This window comes from Vibrio sp. NC2 (assembly GCF_025195005.1).
In the GTDB taxonomy this organism is placed as follows: domain Bacteria; phylum Pseudomonadota; class Gammaproteobacteria; order Enterobacterales; family Vibrionaceae; genus Vibrio; species Vibrio splendidus.
Genome location: NZ_JANVFC010000005.1, coordinates 186,878 through 207,192 on the forward strand (window position 1 = coordinate 186,878; position 20,315 = coordinate 207,192).

The window sequence follows — 20,315 nt, forward strand, 5'->3', positions numbered from 1 at the left end:
AATGAACAAGAAGATTTTATTCATTCCATTGATTGCGTTCATGGTTCTAGCTGGAATCTTTGCAACTCAATTGATGCGTAACCAGTCGGGTGATGACCCGACTAAACTTGAATCCGTATTGATTGGTAAGCAGGTTCCTGAGTTTGGCCTAGAGGATTTGGAACAGCCGGGTAAGTTTCATGATCAAGCTATCTTTAAAGGTGAGCCTCTGCTTCTTAATGTGTGGGCGACTTGGTGTCCTACTTGTTATGCAGAGCACTCTTACCTGAATAAGTTAGCGGATCAAGGCGTTAAGATTATTGGTCTTAACTACAAAGATGATCGTAATAAAGCGGTTGGTTGGTTAAAAGAACTGGGCAACCCGTACTTAATCAGCTTGTTCGATGGTAACGGTATGTTAGGTCTTGACCTTGGCGTATATGGCGCTCCTGAGACCTTCCTCATTGATGCCAGCGGCGTGGTTCGTTACCGCCATGTTGGTGACGTGAACCCGACTAACTGGGCATCGACGCTTCAGCCGATGTACCAAGAGTTATTGGAGGAGGCGAAATGATTAAACAAACACTTGTAGCAATGTTTGCCACCTTCGCTATCTCTGCGTCGGTAACGGCTGCGCCTATCGAATTTCATGAGTTTGATACGGTTGATCAAGAGCAACAATTTAAAGATTTGAGCAATACGCTTCGTTGCCCAAAATGTCAGAACAACACGATTGGTGATTCGAACGCGGAACTTGCGGTCGACTTGCGTCAAAAAGTGTATGAGATGACAAAAGAAGGCAAGTCTGAGCAAGAAATTATTGATTATATGATTGCTCGTTACGGTAACTTTGTAACGTACAACCCGCCACTGACCTTAGCGACATCGATCCTTTGGGTTGGCCCGTTTTCGGTTGTTGTATTAGGTTTTGGTTTGATTGTTTTACGAAGCAGAAAGTCAAAATCGAAAGCAGTAGAGTCCAATAAAGACTGGGATGCAGACAAAGAAGCACGTTTAAAAGCGTTACTCGACGAAGAGAACGACGGAGATAAACAGTAATGACTCTATTTTGGATTTCTACAATTGTCCTTTCGCTAGCCGCGATTTTATTGATTGTTCTGCCTTTTTTGAACAAGAAAGAAAACAACGATGACGTGCTTCGCGATGAGTTGAATAAAGCCTTCTATAAAGATCGCTTAGTTGAATTAGAAGTAGAAGCTGAAGAAGGCCTTGTTGATAACCAGCAAGAACTGATCGCTGACTTAAAACAGTCACTACTTGATGACGTTCCAACGCAAGAAAAAATCAAGAGAACACAAATATCTACGCTGGGTGTCGTTGTACCGTCAGTGATCCTGGTTCTGGTTGTGACTTATGGTATGTACTTTCAGTTTGGTGCATTAGATAAAGTTCAACACTGGCAAGAAGTGAGTTCAAACCTTCCTGAGTTGTCTAAAAAGTTAATGTCATCAGAAGGTGGAACGCTTACCGATGATGAACTTGAAGATTTGACTCTAGCGCTTCGTACTCGTCTTCACTATCAACCAAAAGATTCAACTGGTTGGTTACTGCTTGGTCGTATTGCATTAGCAAACCGTGACGCAGAAACTGCGAAAGATTCTATGGAAAGAGCTTACAAACTTGAGCCTAAGAATGAAGATGTTCAGCTAGGTTTTGCTCAAGCATTGATGCTTTCACCTGATGAAGCCGATCAAAACCAAGCGCGTTTGATTTTGAGCCGTTTGATCCAAAACGATTATGTCGACCTTCGAGTGTTCTCACTGCTAGCGTTTGATTCTTTTGAACGTCAAGATTACCCGGGTGCTGTCAAGTACTGGAGCATCATGCAACAGATGATTGGTCCACAAGACAGTCGCTACGAGATGTTGTCACGCAGTATTGAAAGTGCTCAGAAGAAAATGGGCGACACCATGGGTGTTGACCAAGGTAAGAGCGTTGCAGTAACACTTGAGCTGTCTGGCGATGTGAACGCTGATCCTAAGTCTGTGCTGGTTGTTTCGGTACATAGAGCTGATGGTTCGCCAATGCCGGTCGCTGCAGCCCGTTACCCATTGGGTTCTTTCCCACGCACTGTTGTTCTCGATGATGGTAACAGCATGATGGAAGGCTCGAAGTTGTCTAGCCTTGAAACTCTGATGGTTAGAGCTAGGCTTGATACAGATGGTAACGTTTCAACTCGCGATGGTGATTGGTACGGTGAAAGTGAAGTGGTTGAACTGGGCGCTCCAGTGACCATTAATATCAATAAGCAATATTAATCATCATTTTGCATAGGTGTTAGCTATTCCGATTTTGCAATAAACGGTATAGACTTACGCAAACAATTGAGGCCAGCGATTGCTGGCCTTTTTTTATTATTCCTTATGGAAAAGGTGATATGTCTGTCAGTGTTTTAAGACTCTCGAGTTTACTTTTTATCGCAAGCTTAACGGTGGGCTGTTCTAGCGCGCCAGATGAAAGCACGAACGATAATAACCTCGAAACCTCTGAATACGTCGAAGAGTCCCACCCGAATGACCCTTTCGAAGGGTTCAACCGAGCGATGTGGGATATCAACTACGAATATCTTGATCCTTATTTAGTTCGTCCTATTTCACTCGCTTATGTTGGCTACACCCCTGTTCCAGTTCGCTCTGGTATCTCAAATTTTTTAGCCAACTTAGACGAACCTGCAAGCATGGTGAACAACATATTCATGGGTAATGGCGAGAAAGCACTCGACCATTTCAACCGTTTTTGGATTAACTCAACTTTTGGTCTGTTGGGTCTAATCGATATTGCCAGTGAAGCGGGTATCACCAAATATGACGACAAGTCGTTTTCTGATGCGATTGGTCATTATGGGGTAGGGAATGGGCCGTACTTTATGGTGCCGGGTTATGGTCCTATTACGACTCGTGAAGTGACGGAGCAAGTGGATAGTTTATATGTGCCTTTAGCTCTGTTGAACTTCTGGGCGAGCCTCGGAAAGTGGGCATTTGAAGGTATGGAGACTCGAGCTCAGTTAGTTTCTCAAGAAGCTTTGTTGGATGACTCGCCAGATCCATATGCTCTGACTCGTGAAGTTTACATTCAACGTCGTGACTTTAAAGCCGAAATCGAACCGGAAGAAGTCGATCTTGAAGAAGAAGATTTCATTGACGGATACCTAGAAGACTACTAGATATAAGATTTTGAATAACTGATAAAAGAAAGGCTCGATGTTGAAAATAACATCGAGCCTTTTTTTATATTTGCTACTTTAGATTAAGCAACCAGATTAGAAACGGTAGTTAGCTTGAATACCTACTAACCAAATGCTACCCGTTACTTCGCCTTCAAATGTGCCACCAAATGGTTCTGAACTTGCATCATCTTCAAGCATTTTTGCATCTTTCGCTAAAATGTAAGTGAAACCTGCGTCTAGAGTTAATTGATCAGACCATTGGTAGCCCGCACCAATACTTAACCAAGTGCGGTCTGTTTCAGGAATCGTCGCAGTACGATGCTCTTCGCTTACAGCAGAAGTGTCATATGCGATACCAGAACGTAGAGCCAGCTTTGGCGTCATTTGATAAGTCGTACCAATTGCAAAACGGTAGTTGTCTTCCCAGTTTTCTTCCTTGATATCTACGCTATCTTTGTTGGGGAAATCAGCAACAAGTTCTTTAAAGCTGCTCCAGTTTGTCCAGTTAACACTCGCGTGGACCGCAACTTTCTCTGTCAATTGGTGGAAACTTGCAAGTTCTGCTGTAGCAGGCAGAGCTAGATCCATAGAGCCTGCATCTTTCTTATTTGGTTGAAAAGTATTGAAACCACGGCCGTTAGCATGTCCCTCTAGGGTTAAGTCAACTTCTGATTTATAAGTAAAACCAAGGCGGTTATTCTCATTCAGTTGCCAAACGGTACCCACTTGCCAACCCCATGCGGTGTCATCACCTTCCATGTATTTTAAGGTGTCGCCCTTATTCATGAATAAGTAATCAGCAGCAGCAACAGCACCAAAACTGCCTTCAGCCATGATGTAACGAACGCCACCACCAACAGATACGCTTTCAAGTACTTGGTATGCAGCGTTTAGGTTTAGCTCCATTGTGGTTACGCTTGCTTCATTTCCGTGGTTTGCGCCACCAAAATCTTTACCTAGGTCTGTTTCCATACCGTAGTTGGTACCAGCTGCAAAACCTAATGCAAATTTGTCGTTGTACTTATGAGAAACATAAAAGTTTGGAATCACTGCACTATGAGCGAAATCGCTAGAATTTGAAGGTGTAGAGGTGCCACCTGATGTTGAAGTACCGTCGATATCAATATTTGGATCAACATAGATAGCACCAACAGAGACCTGTGTGCCTTCTAGATAAGTAAGAAGGGCAGGGTTACGCCATTGTGAACCAGCGTTGTCTGCGATTGCTGCTTCACCAGCATACGCACGGCCAAGGCCTGTTGCTGAGTATTCTGCTAGTTGAAAGCCTGCCGCGTGAGTGACGGTAGAAGTCGAAAGTAGTCCAACTGCCACTGCAGCAGATAGAAGAGTCTTATTCATTTTCATTATTATGTTCGCTGAATCATAAGTATTTAGTGTCGTGATTCTACGTTTAGAGTTATTACTTTAAAAATGAAATTCGAATAAAACAGTGTTTTAGGGATTAAATGAGTAAATGTGTTTAATTATTAGAGAAATAATCTAAATGTTTCGGCTGTGTTGCGAAGTTTGAGCGTACACTTGTAGGCATATTTTGCCTTTGCAGGCTACAGCTGTAAGCTTAAATTGATGTCGGTCAGTGGTTTAGGCAACAAAAAAGGGTCGCGTAATGCGACCCTTTGGGTTTATCACCTAGCTTTACTAGAAGCTACGGCTGTACTGCAGACCCATTAGGATTGCATCTGCACGAGTTGTTGCTGAAATTGACGAAACAACAGAAGTTGATTCGTTGACTGTAACATCGTCGCCCATCAGGTATGTGAAACCAAAGTCTACGTTTGATGCTTCGTTGATGTGGTATGTGAAACCAGCTGAGAACCATTGGCGATCTGAATCTGGCACTGAAACTGAAGTTACTTCATCTTGTGCGCTAGTGTCATACATGTAGCCGGCACGAAGTGTCCAATCACGATTCATGTAATATGTACCACCTAGAGAGTAGTGCATACCATTTTGCCATTCGTAATTATTTAGAACACCCGCTTTTTCTGCTTCTAGCTTGTCAAATGAGCTCCAACCAATCCATTGTACTGAATAGTGAACCGCGAATTTAGTATCTTCGATTTTGTGAAAGCCAGAGAACTCAACAATATCAGGTAGAGGCATATAAAGAGTGTCATCTTTATATTCAGTGCCTTGGTAACTGATATCGCCTTCAGCTTCAAGTTTCGGAGAGTAGTGATAAGCCAAACCAAAACGGTTGTTTTCATTCAATTCGAAAACAGTACCAAGGTTAAAGCCAACAGCCCAGCCATCTGCTTCAGCGTCAAGGACCGTTTGCCCAGGTTGTGGTAAAGGGAGCCCACCTGTGCCTGATTCTGAGCTCATTGTTCGTTTTAGCTCGCCTTTGCCGTAAATAAGATCAAGTCCAGCGCCAAAGCTCCATTGATCGTTTAAACGGTACGAACCAGCTAGGCCAAAGTTAACACTTTTTACATCTGTAAGGCCGCCATATTCACCACCCACATAGCTATCGCTGAACTCAGTTTTTGTACCAAAGTTCGAATAAGCATTGAAGCCTACAGCAAATTTTTCGTTGATAGGAACAATAAGGTGAATATTTGGAGCTATAGAAGTATCACCAGCATCGTCATAATCAGCATTGCTGGAGGTGCTTCCCATGAAGCCTTTATAGGTAGCATCTTTAACTTCAATCATTGAAGTGATGCTTTCAAAACCAAGAGATAGCTCAGTTTTATCAAATAGTGCCATTGCTGCAGGGTTACGTGCCATTACTGACGCGTTATCTGCGATTACTGCATCACCAGCGAAAGCACGGCCGATGCCGGTTGCTGATTGTGCGTTAAGTTGGAAACCTGCTGCCATCGCTTGCGAAGACGCCAGTGTGATTGTTACTGCTAAAAGAGACTTTTTAAACAGACGCGTGTTGTTGGTAGTCATTCATTTAATCCTTTATATATCCGCCTCTACAGGGCGATTAATTTGAGCAATTGCTCAATGGTGGCTGATCCTATTCGCAAGTATACGATATACAAATCCGACCATTGGAAAAAATGAGTGTAAAATTATGGAAATGACGCCTATCTGGCACGAAAATGGTGATAAATGCCATTTTTTAGAGTTTTAACTCTAGAGGTATATCTGCGGTGAATGGTTTTGCGGTTTATTGATAAATAAAGCCCAGCAATATCAGTGATATACTTACTGGGCCTTTTGTTACGGGGCTTTGAGAGCAAATTAGCTCATTGGTTTGATCATTTTTGTCAGCTTTTCGGCGATTTTAGAGACATCCTCGCCATCTTCGCCTACAAGGATCAAACTGCTGCCATCGATCGGTGTTACTGAGCCTGACATGCCTTTTTCATCAAAGTCGATAGACTTGTCAGTCGGAATTCCAGTTAAAAACAGAGTGACCTTGCCTTTTTCGCCTTGGAAAACCATGTGCATTGCGTTGGACTTGCCAAAGCCACAATGGTTCAGGTAATAGACGTGGTAAGGGAAGGCTTCATCAAATTGAAATGCAAACGGATTCATCTTGGCATTGATTTGTTGTGAAGTAACATTCTCATCAAGCGCACTCACAAAGCTCTTTTCATCGACAACATGTTTCATTGCCGTATCTGCCAAACTTGCTTGCGCGGGTGAAACGAATGCATTGCCCCAGTTAACTTGGCCAACCAATAAACCAGCAACAAACGCCACCGAGGCAGCCATTGCCATCGCTCGACGAGCAAACGTAGGTCTTACTACTTTGCTTTCTTCGCTTGAGGTCTGATTGAACAGTATACGATCAGCAAGATCGTCTGGCACATTCACATTCATTGCTGAATGGATCTGTTTATCAAGCGATAGTACATCGTCTAGAAAGTTACTATTGGCTTCGCTGCTTGCTGCTGCATCAATAATATCTTGTGTACGTTGCTTAGGTTCCGACAATACACGACGACGAAATTCCAAATCATCCATTATGTTGCCCCCTCTCTGCCTCTTCTGTATCCAGCATCTCTTTCAACTGATTTCGAGCTCTGAATAAACGTGTCATCACCGTGTTTTTGTTGAGGTCGAGAATATCTGCGATCTCATCACCACTAAAACCACCAATCACTTGTAAGAAGAGGGGTTCACGGTAATCGATTTCAAGTTTCATGATCTGAGCTTGCAACCACAGGTGTTGATGATGTGGGTCATCGCTGACACTTGCATCGTTACCATGATCGTCGATATCAACCAGATCAAACTGTTTGCGTTCAAAACGTCGAGCGTTCTCGCGTCGCAAGATGGTGATCAGCCAAGATTTAGCGGCTTTTTCATCTTGTAAGCTATCGAGTGACTTCCATGCACGAAGGCAAGTCTCTTGTACTAAATCTTCGGCAATGCTTTTGTCTTTACATAGCCAATAGGCGTAGCGAAAGAGGTCACGATGATAGGCACGAACGAGTGCTTCGTACTTTCTTTGTTTGTCCATATCAGAGTTGACCGGACGCTTGGCTGTTTTCTTTCCAAACATTTTTATTATTGACACACGAGCCTCCATAATTGCTCTGCGTATAGCTGTCCTCTATACGTTGTGCTTCGTTTTTATATTCTGTTTCGTTTTTAAGGCTAACGATCGGCAGGAAACCGTAAAATCACATTAAAATTGATCTACTTCAAAATCTAAGGCCTCGAACAAGCTATAGTACACCTTGTCGTCTAGTTAGTCATTCGTGGTTAGCATGTTGAGCAAGACGACACTTCCTTTTGAAGGCTGACTTTACTTTCTCCTAATCAGGAAACTGATTATTTCAATTGGCGTTAAGTTAATTGCTTTATATACATTCCGACCACACAGTTTTGTGTGGTTTTTTTTTGCCTCAAGAAAACCATTCCCTACACAGCGATAACAGTCTTTGCTTACAATAGTTTAGTCTCTTACGACAACCTTTCCCCCAAAAAGGTTCGCCTGAATGCGCAGTTATATTTTCAAACAGTGAGATACTCGTATCACGTTTATTTAAACGCTCGTTTGATTTAATTAACAACTTCTTTACAATGCTTCAGGTCAGACCTCTTAACTTTAAGGAGAAACCATGGGCAAACAGGAAGTCAAAACGCGTTCTGGAGAACGTGTTGCCGTTGTCGCTGGACTACGAACCCCATTCGCTCGTCAGAGTACAGAATTTAGCCAAGTGCCTGCGGTTGACCTAGGCAAAATGGTTGTGAGTGAAATGCTTGCAAGAACAGATGTCGATCCTGCGCTTATCGAACAAGTGGTGTTCGGCCAAGTAGTGCAAATGCCAGAAGCACCGAATATTGCACGTGAAATCGTGTTGGGTACGGGCATGGACATCAATACCGATGCCTACAGTGTGACACGAGCATGTGCGACCAGCTTCCAAGCGGCAGTCAACGTGACCGAGAGCATTATGGCTGGCACGATTGATGTCGGTATTGCAGGCGGTGCGGATTCTTCTTCTGTATTGCCTATTGGCGTTTCGAAAAAGTTAGCGGCAAATTTATTAGCGCTGAGTAAAACGAAAACCATGGGTCAGAAGCTGAAGATTCTTAAAACGCTTTCAGTAAAAGATCTGATGCCAGTGCCACCGGCAGTCGCAGAATACTCGACCGGTTTATCCATGGGACAAACGGCTGAGCAGATGGCGAAGACGCATGGTATTACTCGCGAAGCTCAAGACGCACTTGCTCACCGTTCTCACTCTTTGGCTTCTCAAGCATGGAAAGAAGGCAAGATTAAAGACGAAGTGATGACGGCGTTCCCAGCGCCTTATAAAAAGTACCTAGCGGAAGACAACAACGTTCGCCACGACTCAACGGTTGAAGGCTACGCGAAACTGCGCCCTGCATTCGATAGAAAGTACGGCAGTGTAACGGCAGCCAACGCAACACCTCTTACCGATGGCGGTGCTGCGGTGATGTTGATGCGCGAAGGTAAAGCTAAAGAGCTAGGCTTAGAAGTGCTTGGCTATATTCGTGGCTATGCATTCTCAGCGATTGGTGTTGAAACGGATATGTTGATGGGGCCAACCTACGCGACCTCACAAGTGTTGAAGAACACAGGTCTAGAGTTGTCAGACCTAACTCTAATCGAGATGCACGAAGCATTCGCAGCCCAAGTTCTAGCGAACGTCAAAATGTTTGCAAGTGACGAGTTTGCTCAGAAGAATCTTGGCCGTGACAAAGCGATCGGTGAGATTGATATGGAGAAATTCAACGTGCTGGGTAGCTCAATTGCTTACGGACACCCGTTTGCTGCGACTGGCGCGCGTATGATGACTCAAACACTGCGTGAACTTAAACGTCGTGGTGGCGGCTTGGCACTGAACACAGCGTGTGCGGCTGGTGGTTTAGGTGCAGCAATGATCTTGGAGGTAGAATAATGTCTACGACTCTTGATGCAACAACAGAAAAAGAAACCGTCGCTCAACCAGATTCAACGTCAGCGACTGAATCAACCAAAAAGAAAGCGACAGCATTTACTCTTAATATTGATGAGCAAGATATTGCTTGGTTAGCGATTGATGTGCCAAACGAGAAAATGAACACGCTGCAAGCGGCTTTTGCTGAAGAAATGAAAGCCATCTTCGAGCAGTTAAAAGAAAAGCAAAGCCGAGTTAAAGGCTTAATCGTTCATTCACTAAAGCCAGATAACTTTATCGCTGGTGCTGATGTACGAATGCTTGATGCTTGTAAAACGGCTGACGAAGCACAGTCTCTTGCTCGTCAAGGGCAGGAGATGTTCCAAACACTCTCAGATCTTCCATATCCAGTAGTCGCAGCGATCCACGGTCCATGTTTAGGTGGTGGTTTAGAACTTGCGTTGGCATGTGATTACCGCGTATGTACCGACTCAGATAAGACTCGCCTTGGCTTGCCAGAAGTACAGTTAGGTCTGTTACCAGGCTCTGGTGGTACACAGCGTTTACCTCGCCTTATCGGTTTGCTGCCATCTCTTGACCTTATTCTGACGGGTAAGCAGTTGCGCGCTAAGAAAGCGAAATCGCTTGGTGTTGTGGATGCTTGTGTGCCAGAAACTATCTTGCTTGAAGTCGCTAAGAGCTTTGTTGAAAAGAACTCAGGCGGCAAAAAAGGCAAGCGTCTTGCGTCTAAAAGCCAAGCTTCGACCAAAGAGAAGCTTATTTCACGCACGGGTCTTGGTCGTAAGGTTATTTTTGAACAGGCTTCGAAGAAAACCAACCAGAAAACACGCGGTAATTACCCTGCAGCCGATGCGATTCTTGATGTCATTCGTTACGGCCTTGAGAACGGTTTTGATAAAGGCCTTCAGTATGAAGCGAAGCGTTTCTCTGAACTGGTAATGACTTCAGAATCCAAAGCCCTTCGTTCGATTTTCTTTGCCACCACTGAAATGAAAAAAGAGCACGGCGCAGACGCAGAACCCAAAGCGGTTAAGCGTGTTGGTGTGCTGGGCGGTGGCCTTATGGGTGCTGGTATCAGCCATGTTAGCGTTGCCAAAGCGAAAGTGCCTGTTCGCATTAAAGACGTATCCAATGAAGGCGTGCTGAACGCGCTGAACTACAATTTTAAGTTGTTCGATAAGCAGCGTAAGCGTCGCATTCTGACTAAAGCTGGTCTGGAAAGTAAGATGCTTCAGCTTTCTGGTGGTATCGACTTTACGAGCTTTAATCACACTGATGTGGTGATTGAAGCGGTATTTGAAGACCTCGATCTTAAGCAATCAATGGTTGCGGACATTGAAGCCAATGCAAAGCCAGAGACTATCTTTGCGACGAATACGTCTTCATTGCCAATCCATAAGATTGCGGAGAAGGCGCAGCGACCAGAAAACGTTGTCGGTCTTCACTACTTCAGCCCTGCCGAAAAAATGCCGCTAGTCGAAGTTATCCCTCATGAAACTACGTCAGAAGAGACGATTTCGACGGTTGTAGCATTAGCGAAGAAGCAAGGCAAAACGCCGATTGTTGTTAAAGACACGGCTGGTTTCTACGTGAACCGTATTCTTGCTCCGTACATGAATGAAGCCGCGCACTTATTATTGGCAAACGAGCCGATTGAAAAGCTCGATAGCACGTTATTGGACTTCGGTTTCCCGGTTGGCCCAATTACTTTGTTAGATGAGGTGGGTGTTGATATCGGCGCGAAGATTATTCCAATTTTAGTGAATGAGCTTGGCGATCGTTTCCAAGGCCCTGATGTGTTCGATATTCTTTTGAATGACAACCGTAAAGGCCGTAAGAGTGGCAAAGGTTTCTACACTTACAAAGGTAAGAAGAAAGAAGTCGATAAGTCAGTTTACAAGCTGCTTAAGCTGCAACCCGATCCTAAGTTGAGCGATAACGATATCGCGATGCGCTGTGTGTTACCTATGCTAAACGAAGCGGTTCGTTGTTTGGATGACGGTATTATCCGCAGCCCACGTGATGGCGATATTGGTGCTATTTTCGGTATCGGTTTCCCTCCATTCTTAGGAGGTCCGTTCCGATACATGGATCAAATTGGTATTAAGTCATTGGTCGAAATGATGAACGACTTCGCTAAGAAGTACGGTGATCGTTTTGCGCCATGCGATGGCCTACTGACACGTGCTGGCTTGGATGAGTCTTTTTATAAGTAACTCTCTACAAGTAACGTTCTAGCACATTGATTATTAAGCCCGTATCAAGCAATTGAAGCGGGCTTTTTTATTTTTTTGAGTGTGCGAAAGGAAGGAGATTCCCGACTCAGTCTTTCCTCCTTCTCGGGAATGACGGGGAGTGGTGTGTTCTGTCAGGTAGTGTCGGTGTGGAGCGGAAGATTCCTGACTTTTCCGCTTCTCCGTAATCCGGAATGATAAGGATGGAGTGTTTTTATTCAGGATGTTGGAGTGTTGGGAGGTTCCCGACTCAGTCGTTCCTCCTTCTCGGGAATGACGAGAAGAGGGATGTGTTTTGCCTGATATTATCGGTGTGTCGGGAGATTCCCAACTCGGTCATTCCTCCCTCTTGGGAGTGACGAAAGAGCGTAATAGGAGATCTGATTTTGTGCTTCACCCAAGAAAAAAGGTTGATGCTTTCACATCAACCTTATGATTTTTATCCCAGCTTTATCAGCCAAGTTCACAGTCTTTAGGACGTAACTGAAACTCATCAATTGAGCCAATCTCCACACCTGCTGACAGCTTTTCTTCCTCATTATGAGCATTACCGTGTGCATGCATAATCAGACGATTTGCCGTACGAGGTTTAAGTTGGCTGACCACAAAACGCATCATGTCTGAGCGTGTTAGACCTTTAAGATCTTCTAAGACACGCTCTCTCTGATTGAATTCCAAGTCCTTATTGCCTATCGCGACCCATAAGCGCTGAGCGCGACCGCGCAAGGTGGTATCTGGCGTTGAAATCTGATTCCAGAGCCCGCGTTTACTGCTGTGCCATTGATAGTCGTTAAGCTCCAGCAGCACCATGTAAAAGGCATTGAGGAATTCATCTATCGAGGCTAACAAGTCTGCTGGGGCAGCATTCGGTGATTGCACATATAACACAATACCCGGGTGTCGGTTCAACGGCATATTGCCAGTGCCGACCATATAGCCTAGCTGCTGCTTGGTACGAATCTCATGGAAGAAGGTGGCTGACATCAAATGGTTCGCCAATGAATACAGCGCAATATTTTTAGGTGAAATATCAGCACATTGGTAGTAAACCACGATGGCTGAATCATCTTGATTGCATACGACTTCGCGTTGGAAGCTACCATTTTCACCCAACATGATTAATGGGCGTAGTGACTCTTCGTAAGCTTGGTCTTGAACACGTAATGCATCTTTTAGCGTTTCAGCCATATTGTGTGCATCGGCTTTTTTCCAATCACCATACACAAACATTTCGACATGCAGTTCAGCCAAAATCGCTTGAACAAAAGAAGAGAGTTCATCGACCTCAATCGTTTCCAATGCTTCAATTAATACGGAATAAGGCGGGTTATTTGGCTGAAGTACTCCGGTCATCGCATTAAAGAGTTGCGAAATAGGACGATCTTGCGACGCATTATTCCAGTTTCTGAGCAATTGATGCTTAATAGTTTCAAAGCGTGTTGGACTAAAGTCGCGTGCTTGGAAGCGCTCAAGGATCATATTGAGCAGCTGTGGTTGCTTTTCGCTGAATCCCGAAAGCGTGAGTGTTACACCGCCCTGATGGGTATACATGTTGTAGCCCATACCCGCAATCTCAGCCTGATACGTATCTTTTTCAAGCGAGTCCAAGAACATCTCTACACACAAGCGTGTTTTAACGATGTTTCTCGGGGTGGCGACTGAATGTGGGCTGTCGATAGCGATATACACCACACCTTTAGGTACTCGAAATTGATGATCTTGGAGGTGCCATAACTTAAAGCCGTCGAGCTCTTCTAACAGTTGTGGGTGCTTAGCGTCACCTTCGAGTTCAGCAGGGTCTAAGTCGTAGCAAATAAATGGGTTTTTACTTGGCAGCTCAAACATCCAGCCGGGGTTGATGCACGTAAAGCACTGGGTCTGCTCTGAGCTAAAAGGCGTAACGGAGTAGGGCGTAAAGTACCACTTCGCTTCTCTATCATACTCGAAGCCTTGAGCTACGATGGTGACCCGCATGTTGTCGACAGATAAGTAGGGAAGCAAAGAGCGTTGTAACTCTTCGTCAAAGTGCGACATCTTATAATCGCCATACACCACATCTTGCTCTTGATAGTGCTGCATGTTGATAACAAGATGACTGACGACATCGAGCGGTCTGGAGGGCTCTTGAAAGCGGAAAGCGGACTCTAAAACGGCGCGTTTTTCAAGATAACGCCACTCTTCGATGCCTTGTTGTTCAATGAGTTTGATGTACTGAAATATTGCTTGAACGACGTTATCGGTTTTGGTTAAGCCTTCGATGGTCATTGAGCAACTGATCGTGAAGTCACGATAGTTACTGCCACTTGCGCCGCCACCTGCCGAGAGGGAAGTAATCCAACCTTTCTCTTTCAGCTGCATCATTAAACTGCCTTCGCCTTCGTAACCGATAAGGTGTGCAAAGAATGATAATGGCTTAACGCCATAGTGCTCGTCCATGCTTGGCATTGGGAAGGTTAAGATAAGTTTGCGCACTTCTTTTATCGGTTTAACGTGTACTTGTACACCCGTGCTTAATTCACCAACAATCGGAACTGCAACCTTCTTGCCTTGTAGATGATGGTTGGTAATAGAACTGAAGCGCTCCTCAACCCAACTTTGCATTTCGTCTAATGATTGATTGCCAGACAGTGTCAGCGTCATTAGATCGGCTGAATATTGTTGCTGGTGGAAAGCCAAGATCTCTTGTCGAATCGTTTCACCGTTTCTGTCACCCAACGTCTCGATATTACCAACAGAAAACTTCGAGAATGGGTGATTGTGATTCACCAGTTCTTTGGTAACTTGGTACAAGCGTCGCGAGTCGTCGTTGAGTTTCATTTTATATTCGGAATCAACGGCTTGGCGTTCTTTATCTAGTGCTTCTTCGTTAAAAAGTGGCGCTGTGAAAAATTGGCTGAAGCGATCGAGTGCGGTTTCAAAGGCATTCAATTCAACATCAAAAAAGAAGCAGGTGTGTTCGGTTCCGGTCCAAGCATTGTTGCTACCGCCATGTTGGCTGATAAAACTTTGGAACTCTCCGACCTTTGGATACTTTTCAGTTCCCAAAAATAGCATATGCTCTAAGTAGTGCGCTAAACCCTCTCGGTCTGTAGGGTCATCAAAATGCCCGACATTAACGGCGAGTGCGGCTGCAGCTTTTTGAGCGTTCTGATCGTGAACTAACAGTACTCGCAATCCGTTATCCAAGGTTACGTAACGGTATTGATGTTCATCATTAGGGCTTAAATGCACAGAAGCATCTCCAGAGAAGGTGGTTTTTAAATTATGTACGCGATGATTTGAGGTGCAAACCTTGCGATCACATTTTGGGATATGAAGAGCTTTTTGGCGACTTCTAAATCATTTTTATCGATTTTTATCAGTGATTTATTTTCTTTTAATAAGATTGTTAAGAAAGTCGAACTCTTTAGCAAGTGACTTGATATAATTATTTATATAGACTGCGGCTTCTCTAGTTTGAGAGCCAAACGCTAAGTAGCGTATCGCTGATATGGGATATATCGACTTTCGAAATGTTACGTAGACAGGACTGAACATGAAAATATTCATAATGCGCCACGGTGAAGCAGAACATTTTGCGGACTCGGATGCAGAACGAGCGTTAACCAAGCGCGGGAAAATGGCATCTCTTGCAGTGGCTCAAGCTGCAAATGAGCAGGGGATTAGTCAATTCGATAAAGTGCTTGTGAGCCCATATTTAAGGGCACAAGAAACGTGGTTAGAAATCTCTCAGGCGTTTTCTGGAAAGAAAGTAGAAACCTGTGATGATATTACGCCTTATGGAATGTCCGACGATGTGTTTGATTTGACCGTAGCAATGGCAGAAGTAGAAAAACTAGAGACCATTTTATTTGTTTCTCATTTACCTCTAGTGGGCTACTTAACAGCAGAATTTGCAACGGGCATGGCGCCACCTATGTTTCCGACGTCAGGTTTGGCTTGCATTGAATTCGACCTTGAGACACAAAAAGGCGAGTTACTTTGGAACATCAATCCATAGTCGAGGTTATATCTAACCTATAGGCTGAAAGATAACAAAGAAAAGGGCACCTCAATGATTTGAGGTGCCCTTTTCTGTTTTTGACGTTGGGGGGGAATAGCGAGTCAGGGTTATTTGTCTGGAATAGCAAGCAAAACCAACAACGCACCGTTACCACCGAACTCTAAAGGTGCTTGGTGAAAGGCCATCACGTCAGGGTGCTGCGCTAACCACAAAGGCACCTTCTGTTTAAGGATGTGTTTACCGATACCGTGCTGAACACAGGCACACGCCACGCTCTCTTTCACGCAGTGCGCAATCATGGCTCCTAACTCGCGTTTCGCTTCTTGTTGAGTCATACCGTGCATATCAAGATACACATCAGGTACGTAGACACCACGACGTAAGCGCTTCACCTCATACTTAGAGACATCATCACGCGCATAACGTGTTGGGCCTTCTTCGCTAAGATGCGGAATGAACTCATCCGAGAAATAAAACTCGCTATCACTGGCTTGTCTTGCCGTGCGAGTAATTTCTTTTTGCTTGGCATTTCTTTTTGGCTGCTGGACTATGGTATCCTGTTGCAACTTTTTAACGCCCTTTACTGCATCGTTGAATAGGGCGAAATCGTCATCGAAGTCGGTGTCTTTTTTGCTCATCAGGTTATGAATTCTAATTAGAAACGTAATTAGCAGTATTGTAGCGCTTTTCGGAGACAATTTTGGATAAGATTTTTGTAGAAGAAGCGGTATCAGAACTACACACGCTTCAAGATGTGATTCGTTGGACTGTTAGTCGCTTTAACGCAGCGGGCCTTTTTTATGGTCACGGCACTGATAACGCGTGGGATGAGGCGGTACAACTTATTTTACCTACTCTTTATCTGCCGATTGATGTTCCTTCGCATGTTATGAACTCTCGCCTAACAAGCAGCGAACGTCTGCGTATTGTTGAGCGCGTAATCAAGCGTATCAATGATCGTACACCAACGGCTTACCTAACCAACAAAGCTTGGTTCTGTGGTCTAGAGTTCTTCGTTGATGAACGCGTTCTTGTGCCTCGTTCGCCAATTGGTGAGCTGATCGAAGCTCAATTCCAACCTTGGTTAACTGAAGAGCCAACACGCATCATGGACCTTTGTACGGGTAGTGGCTGTATTGCTATTGCTTGTGCTCATGCATTCCCTGACGCTGAAGTAGACGCGATTGATATCTCTACTGACGCATTGCAAGTTGCTGAGCAGAACGTTCAAGATCACGGCATGGAGCAGCAAGTGTTCCCAATCCGTTCAGATCTTTTCCGTGATTTACCAAAAGAGAAATACAACCTGATCGTATCGAATCCACCTTACGTGGACGAAGAAGATATGAACAGCTTGCCAGAAGAGTTTACTCATGAACCAGAACTTGGCCTAGCGGCAGGTACTGACGGGCTGAAATTGGTTCGTCGTATCTTAGCTAACGCGCCAAACTACCTAACGGATGATGGTATTCTGATCTGTGAAGTGGGCAACTCAATGGTTCACATGATGGATCAGTACCCAGAGATTCCATTCACTTGGATTGAATTCTCTAATGGTGGTCATGGCGTATTCATGATCACTCGTGAGCAGCTAGTGGCTTGTGCAGATGAGTTCTCTCTCTACAAAGACTAAGTTTTTTTATAGACTAAGTTTGCACAGACTAAGGTTTATATAGACTAAGCTTTGTATCGAAAAAGCTTCTTTGATTAGATTCGGGTTACCTTCGTTATTAAAGAAACCCTATCTGTATTAATTTAAACGCCATGCAGCAATGCATGGCGTTTTTTATTGCCTACATTTTGGATATCGGGACTTAGCGTTGAGGATTTGTTGCATATTATTTAGTTGCTTAATATGAATAACTATCACATATTGATGGTCAATGTTTAGTCGTTTTAGTGAGTTAAGGAGAATTCGCGATGAGCTTTGATGCATGGATTTATTATTTATTAGCGGTGCTGATTTTGACAGCTTCGCCCGGGCCAAGCTCTTTATTATGCATGACCAAAGGTGTGCAATCTGGCTTTAAACTATCGATATTTACCGCGCTGGGTAGCTTAACTGCGATTACTGGAATTCTAACGTTATCGTTTACCGGGCTAGGTGTGATTATCGCTTCGTCTGAGGTGGTATTTAATGTCATTAAATGGACAGGAGCTGCTTACCTAATCTACCTTGGCTGGAAGTCTCTACGTTCTAGTCAGCAAGATTATGACAACCTATCCAATCAACAATCCGATTCTAAATCGGTTAATGAAAGTGCTGCGCAGCATTACCTCAGTGGCTTTATTGTTGGCGCGAGCAATCCCAAAGCTATTCTATTTTTTACCGCACTTTTCCCACAATTTATTGACCCATCGATCGCTCTGGTTCCACAGTTCACCGTGTTTGCTTTGACCTTTATTATAATGGAATTGTCTTGGTTATTGGTTTACGCCTATTTAGGGGCTAAATCGTCAAATTGGTTGTTCGCTAAAGGCCGAGCCAAGGTTTTTAATCGTGTCACTGGAGGTGTCTTTATTGGGGCCGGTGCACTGCTTTCGACGACCAGTCGAGCATAGCTTTTGATTTATCAAATAGTTGAATAGTTACAGAAGTTTCTTGGTGTTGTCATAAAAGGTTAATATTAATGTGCTTGCTGATATCGGCATAAAGTCGATATATTGGTGTTACACCATCACGTTCTCGAGGAGAGACATATGCAGCATCAAGAAATGATTCAACACAGTAATTTCGGCGTTATCAGTCGCACTTGGATTTTCTCTACCCTTTCTCTAGTGGGTATTCTTGCTCTAATGTAGTCAGTTTTATGGCTCAATATTTTCAGCTTTTATTATGAATACACTTGTTAAAAAGTCTTCAAAGTCAGAACTCTTATTCTCGTAAATGTGGCTCTTCTCATCAGTCTAGCCACTTAGCTTTTCCTCTTCTTAGCAGTACCTTTCTCTCAGTAACCTTTTTCTCTGAATAATCTCTTTGTCTGATTAACCCCTTTATCTCAATAGACTCATTGCATAACCTGATCTGAAGTTGTTATCAAACTGTGATAATCTTAAATCATCTTTTATCTACAGTGTGCCTCTCATGTCTGTCTGGGATTCTATTTCATTTAACAATCGATTTACCGCATTACCTCGACTGTTCTATACCCCAATTCAACCTACACCGCTCAGCAATGTCCAATGGCTCGCATGGAACCATAATCTTGCGAATGAACTTGGCTTTCCGTCATTTGAAAACGCTTCCGAGGAATTGCTTGAGACGTTATCGGGCAATGTTGAACCTGAGCAGTTTTCGCCAGTCGCAATGAAATACGCAGGGCACCAGTTTGGCTCTTATAACCCGGACTTAGGTGATGGAAGAGGGCTGTTATTAGCGCAAGTTGTGGCGAAAAGTGGCGAAACGTTCGATTTGCACCTCAAAGGTGCAGGTAAAACACCTTATTCACGTATGGGTGATGGTCGAGCGGTTATTCGCTCAACGGTTCGTGAGTATCTATGTAGCGAAGCGATGGCGGGTCTTAATATCCCAACCACACGTGCGTTGGCGATGATGACCAGCGATACGCCGGTTTATCGTGAGAAGCAAGAGTGGGGCGCATTGTTGGTGCGTGCTGCTGAGTCACATATTCGTTTCGGTCACTTTGAACACTTGTTTTATACCAATCAGTTGGCAGAACATAAATTATTGGCTGACAAAGTCATCGAATGGCACTTCCCAGAATGCCTCGATGAAGAGAAGCCCTACGCAGCCATGTTTAATCAGATTGTTGATCGCACTGCAGAAATGGTCGCATTGTGGCAAGCAAATGGTTTTGCTCACGGAGTGATGAACACTGATAACATGTCTATCATCGGGCAAACTTTCGATTATGGCCCATTCGCATTCCTTGATGAATATGACCCAAGATTGATCTGTAATCACTCGGATTACCAAGGTCGTTATGCTTTCAATCAACAGCCTAGAATTGGATTGTGGAACCTATCGGCACTGGCTCACTCACTTTCGCCGCTGGTGGATAAAGCCGGTCTTGAGGCTGCACTCGAACAATACGAACCACAAATGAATGGTTATTTCAGTCAGATGATGCGTCGTAAGTTGGGGCTGCTTTCGAAACAAGAAGGTGACAGTCGTTTGTTTGAATCTATGTTTGAGTTGATGTCGCAAAACAAAGTCGACTACCCAAGATTCTTTAGAACGCTGTCGAACTTGGATACCTTGCCGCCACAGGAAGTGATTGATTTGGTTATCGACCGCGAGGCAGCAAAGCTATGGATGGATAACTACTTACAACGCTGCGAATTGGAAGACAGTTCAGTGGCAGAGCGCAGCGAAAAGATGCGACAAGTGAACCCGAAATACATCCTCAGAAACTACCTTGCCCAACTCGCCATAGATAAAGCGGAACGCGGTGATAGCTGCGATATTGATGCGTTAATGGTGGTGTTGGCAGACCCTTATGCGGAACACCCTGACTACGAACACCTTGCCGCGCTGCCGCCTGAGTGGGGCAAAGCCATGGAGATCAGCTGCTCCTCATAACCAACCAATAGCG

At 44.3% G+C, this 20,315-nt stretch carries 16 protein-coding genes; 10 read left to right on the forward strand and 6 right to left on the reverse strand.

Annotation, left to right across the window (positions count from 1 at the left end):
* Position 1: 1 nt before the first annotated feature.
* From NX845_RS09845 to NX845_RS09860, 4 genes are all read left to right on the forward strand, one after another.
* Complete coding sequence (locus NX845_RS09845; protein WP_017076803.1) at positions 2–553, forward strand: DsbE family thiol:disulfide interchange protein; 552 nt, start codon at positions 2–4, stop codon at positions 551–553.
* The gene (locus NX845_RS09850) at positions 550–1,038 is read left to right on the forward strand and encodes a cytochrome c-type biogenesis protein (RefSeq protein WP_102447220.1); all 489 of its coding nucleotides are present in this window, start codon (positions 550–552) and stop codon (positions 1,036–1,038) included. The genes NX845_RS09845 and NX845_RS09850 overlap by 4 nt, the downstream gene beginning before the upstream one ends.
* The gene (gene ccmI, locus NX845_RS09855) at positions 1,038–2,258 is read left to right on the forward strand and encodes a c-type cytochrome biogenesis protein CcmI (RefSeq protein WP_102447221.1); all 1,221 of its coding nucleotides are present in this window, start codon (positions 1,038–1,040) and stop codon (positions 2,256–2,258) included. Before NX845_RS09850 ends, ccmI begins: the two co-directional genes overlap by 1 nt.
* Positions 2,259–2,377: 119 nt before the next feature.
* Positions 2,378–3,163 (forward strand): VacJ family lipoprotein, encoded by a 786-nt coding sequence (locus NX845_RS09860; protein ID WP_102481572.1) that lies wholly within the window; start codon positions 2,378–2,380, stop codon positions 3,161–3,163.
* A 96-nt stretch (positions 3,164–3,259) separates the two neighbouring features.
* On the opposite strand, the gene NX845_RS09865 is transcribed toward NX845_RS09860, so the two are convergent.
* The 4 genes from NX845_RS09865 to NX845_RS09880 form a co-directional block, all read right to left on the reverse strand.
* Positions 3,260–4,531, reverse strand: a complete 1,272-nt coding sequence (locus NX845_RS09865) for an outer membrane protein transport protein (RefSeq protein ID WP_102481571.1) — start codon at positions 4,529–4,531, stop codon at positions 3,260–3,262.
* 294 nt (positions 4,532–4,825) lie between these two features.
* The gene (locus tag NX845_RS09870; protein ID WP_102481570.1) at positions 4,826–6,085 is read right to left on the reverse strand and encodes an outer membrane protein transport protein; all 1,260 of its coding nucleotides are present in this window, start codon (positions 6,083–6,085) and stop codon (positions 4,826–4,828) included.
* Between the two features lie 297 nt (positions 6,086–6,382).
* A complete protein-coding gene (locus NX845_RS09875) occupies positions 6,383–7,111 on the reverse strand; it encodes a DUF3379 domain-containing protein (RefSeq protein WP_260256787.1) in 729 nt (242 codons plus the stop codon).
* Positions 7,104–7,652: a sigma-70 family RNA polymerase sigma factor gene (locus NX845_RS09880; RefSeq protein ID WP_004736042.1), complete on the reverse strand. Its 549-nt coding sequence runs from the start codon at positions 7,650–7,652 to the stop codon at positions 7,104–7,106. The genes NX845_RS09875 and NX845_RS09880 overlap by 8 nt, the downstream gene beginning before the upstream one ends.
* Before the next feature lie 562 nt (positions 7,653–8,214).
* Between NX845_RS09880 and fadI the strand changes: the two genes are divergently transcribed.
* The gene (gene fadI / locus NX845_RS09885) at positions 8,215–9,522 is read left to right on the forward strand and encodes an acetyl-CoA C-acyltransferase FadI (protein ID WP_017076797.1); all 1,308 of its coding nucleotides are present in this window, start codon (positions 8,215–8,217) and stop codon (positions 9,520–9,522) included.
* Complete coding sequence (gene fadJ, locus NX845_RS09890) at positions 9,522–11,738, forward strand: fatty acid oxidation complex subunit alpha FadJ (RefSeq protein ID WP_004736045.1); 2,217 nt, start codon at positions 9,522–9,524, stop codon at positions 11,736–11,738. Before fadI ends, fadJ begins: the two co-directional genes overlap by 1 nt.
* 471 nt (positions 11,739–12,209) lie before the next feature.
* Here the strand turns inward: fadJ and NX845_RS09895 are convergent, their stop codons facing one another.
* Complete coding sequence (locus NX845_RS09895) at positions 12,210–14,987, reverse strand: insulinase family protein (RefSeq protein WP_108156718.1); 2,778 nt, start codon at positions 14,985–14,987, stop codon at positions 12,210–12,212.
* 304 nt (positions 14,988–15,291) lie between these two features.
* Between NX845_RS09895 and sixA the strand changes: the two genes are divergently transcribed.
* Complete coding sequence (sixA, locus tag NX845_RS09900; protein WP_017076794.1) at positions 15,292–15,756, forward strand: phosphohistidine phosphatase SixA; 465 nt, start codon at positions 15,292–15,294, stop codon at positions 15,754–15,756.
* A 110-nt stretch (positions 15,757–15,866) separates the two neighbouring features.
* Here sixA and smrB read toward each other — a convergent pair whose 3' ends face one another.
* Positions 15,867–16,397 (reverse strand): endonuclease SmrB, encoded by a 531-nt coding sequence (gene smrB, locus NX845_RS09905; RefSeq protein ID WP_004736048.1) that lies wholly within the window; start codon positions 16,395–16,397, stop codon positions 15,867–15,869.
* A gap of 62 nt (positions 16,398–16,459) precedes the next feature.
* Between smrB and prmB the strand changes: the two genes are divergently transcribed.
* From prmB to NX845_RS09920, 3 genes are all read left to right on the forward strand, one after another.
* On the forward strand, positions 16,460–17,392 hold the full coding sequence (gene prmB / locus NX845_RS09910) for a 50S ribosomal protein L3 N(5)-glutamine methyltransferase (protein ID WP_017076792.1): 933 nt from the start codon (positions 16,460–16,462) through the stop codon (positions 17,390–17,392).
* 287 nt (positions 17,393–17,679) lie between these two features.
* Positions 17,680–18,321 carry a LysE family translocator gene (locus tag NX845_RS09915; protein WP_260256789.1) on the forward strand — a complete coding sequence of 214 codons (642 nt, stop codon included), beginning with the start codon at positions 17,680–17,682 and terminating at the stop codon, positions 18,319–18,321.
* 523 nt (positions 18,322–18,844) lie between these two features.
* Complete coding sequence (locus NX845_RS09920) at positions 18,845–20,302, forward strand: protein adenylyltransferase SelO (RefSeq protein WP_260256790.1); 1,458 nt, start codon at positions 18,845–18,847, stop codon at positions 20,300–20,302.
* The last annotated feature ends 13 nt before the right edge of the window (positions 20,303–20,315 follow it).

Coding starts and splice junctions, on each gene's coding strand:
- NX845_RS09845 (WP_017076803.1), top strand. CDS start 2: ATGAACAAGAAGATTTTATTCATTCCATTGATTGCGTTCATGGTTCTA.
- NX845_RS09850 (WP_102447220.1), top strand. CDS start 550: ATGATTAAACAAACACTTGTAGCAATGTTTGCCACCTTCGCTATCTCT.
- ccmI (WP_102447221.1), top strand. CDS start 1,038: ATGACTCTATTTTGGATTTCTACAATTGTCCTTTCGCTAGCCGCGATT.
- NX845_RS09860 (WP_102481572.1), top strand. CDS start 2,378: ATGTCTGTCAGTGTTTTAAGACTCTCGAGTTTACTTTTTATCGCAAGC.
- NX845_RS09865 (WP_102481571.1), bottom strand. CDS start 4,531: ATGAAAATGAATAAGACTCTTCTATCTGCTGCAGTGGCAGTTGGACTA.
- NX845_RS09870 (WP_102481570.1), bottom strand. CDS start 6,085: ATGACTACCAACAACACGCGTCTGTTTAAAAAGTCTCTTTTAGCAGTA.
- NX845_RS09875 (WP_260256787.1), bottom strand. CDS start 7,111: ATGGATGATTTGGAATTTCGTCGTCGTGTATTGTCGGAACCTAAGCAA.
- NX845_RS09880 (WP_004736042.1), bottom strand. CDS start 7,652: ATGTTTGGAAAGAAAACAGCCAAGCGTCCGGTCAACTCTGATATGGAC.
- fadI (WP_017076797.1), top strand. CDS start 8,215: ATGGGCAAACAGGAAGTCAAAACGCGTTCTGGAGAACGTGTTGCCGTT.
- fadJ (WP_004736045.1), top strand. CDS start 9,522: ATGTCTACGACTCTTGATGCAACAACAGAAAAAGAAACCGTCGCTCAA.
- sixA (WP_017076794.1), top strand. CDS start 15,292: ATGAAAATATTCATAATGCGCCACGGTGAAGCAGAACATTTTGCGGAC.
- smrB (WP_004736048.1), bottom strand. CDS start 16,397: ATGAGCAAAAAAGACACCGACTTCGATGACGATTTCGCCCTATTCAAC.
- NX845_RS09915 (WP_260256789.1), top strand. CDS start 17,680: ATGAGCTTTGATGCATGGATTTATTATTTATTAGCGGTGCTGATTTTG.
- NX845_RS09920 (WP_260256790.1), top strand. CDS start 18,845: ATGTCTGTCTGGGATTCTATTTCATTTAACAATCGATTTACCGCATTA.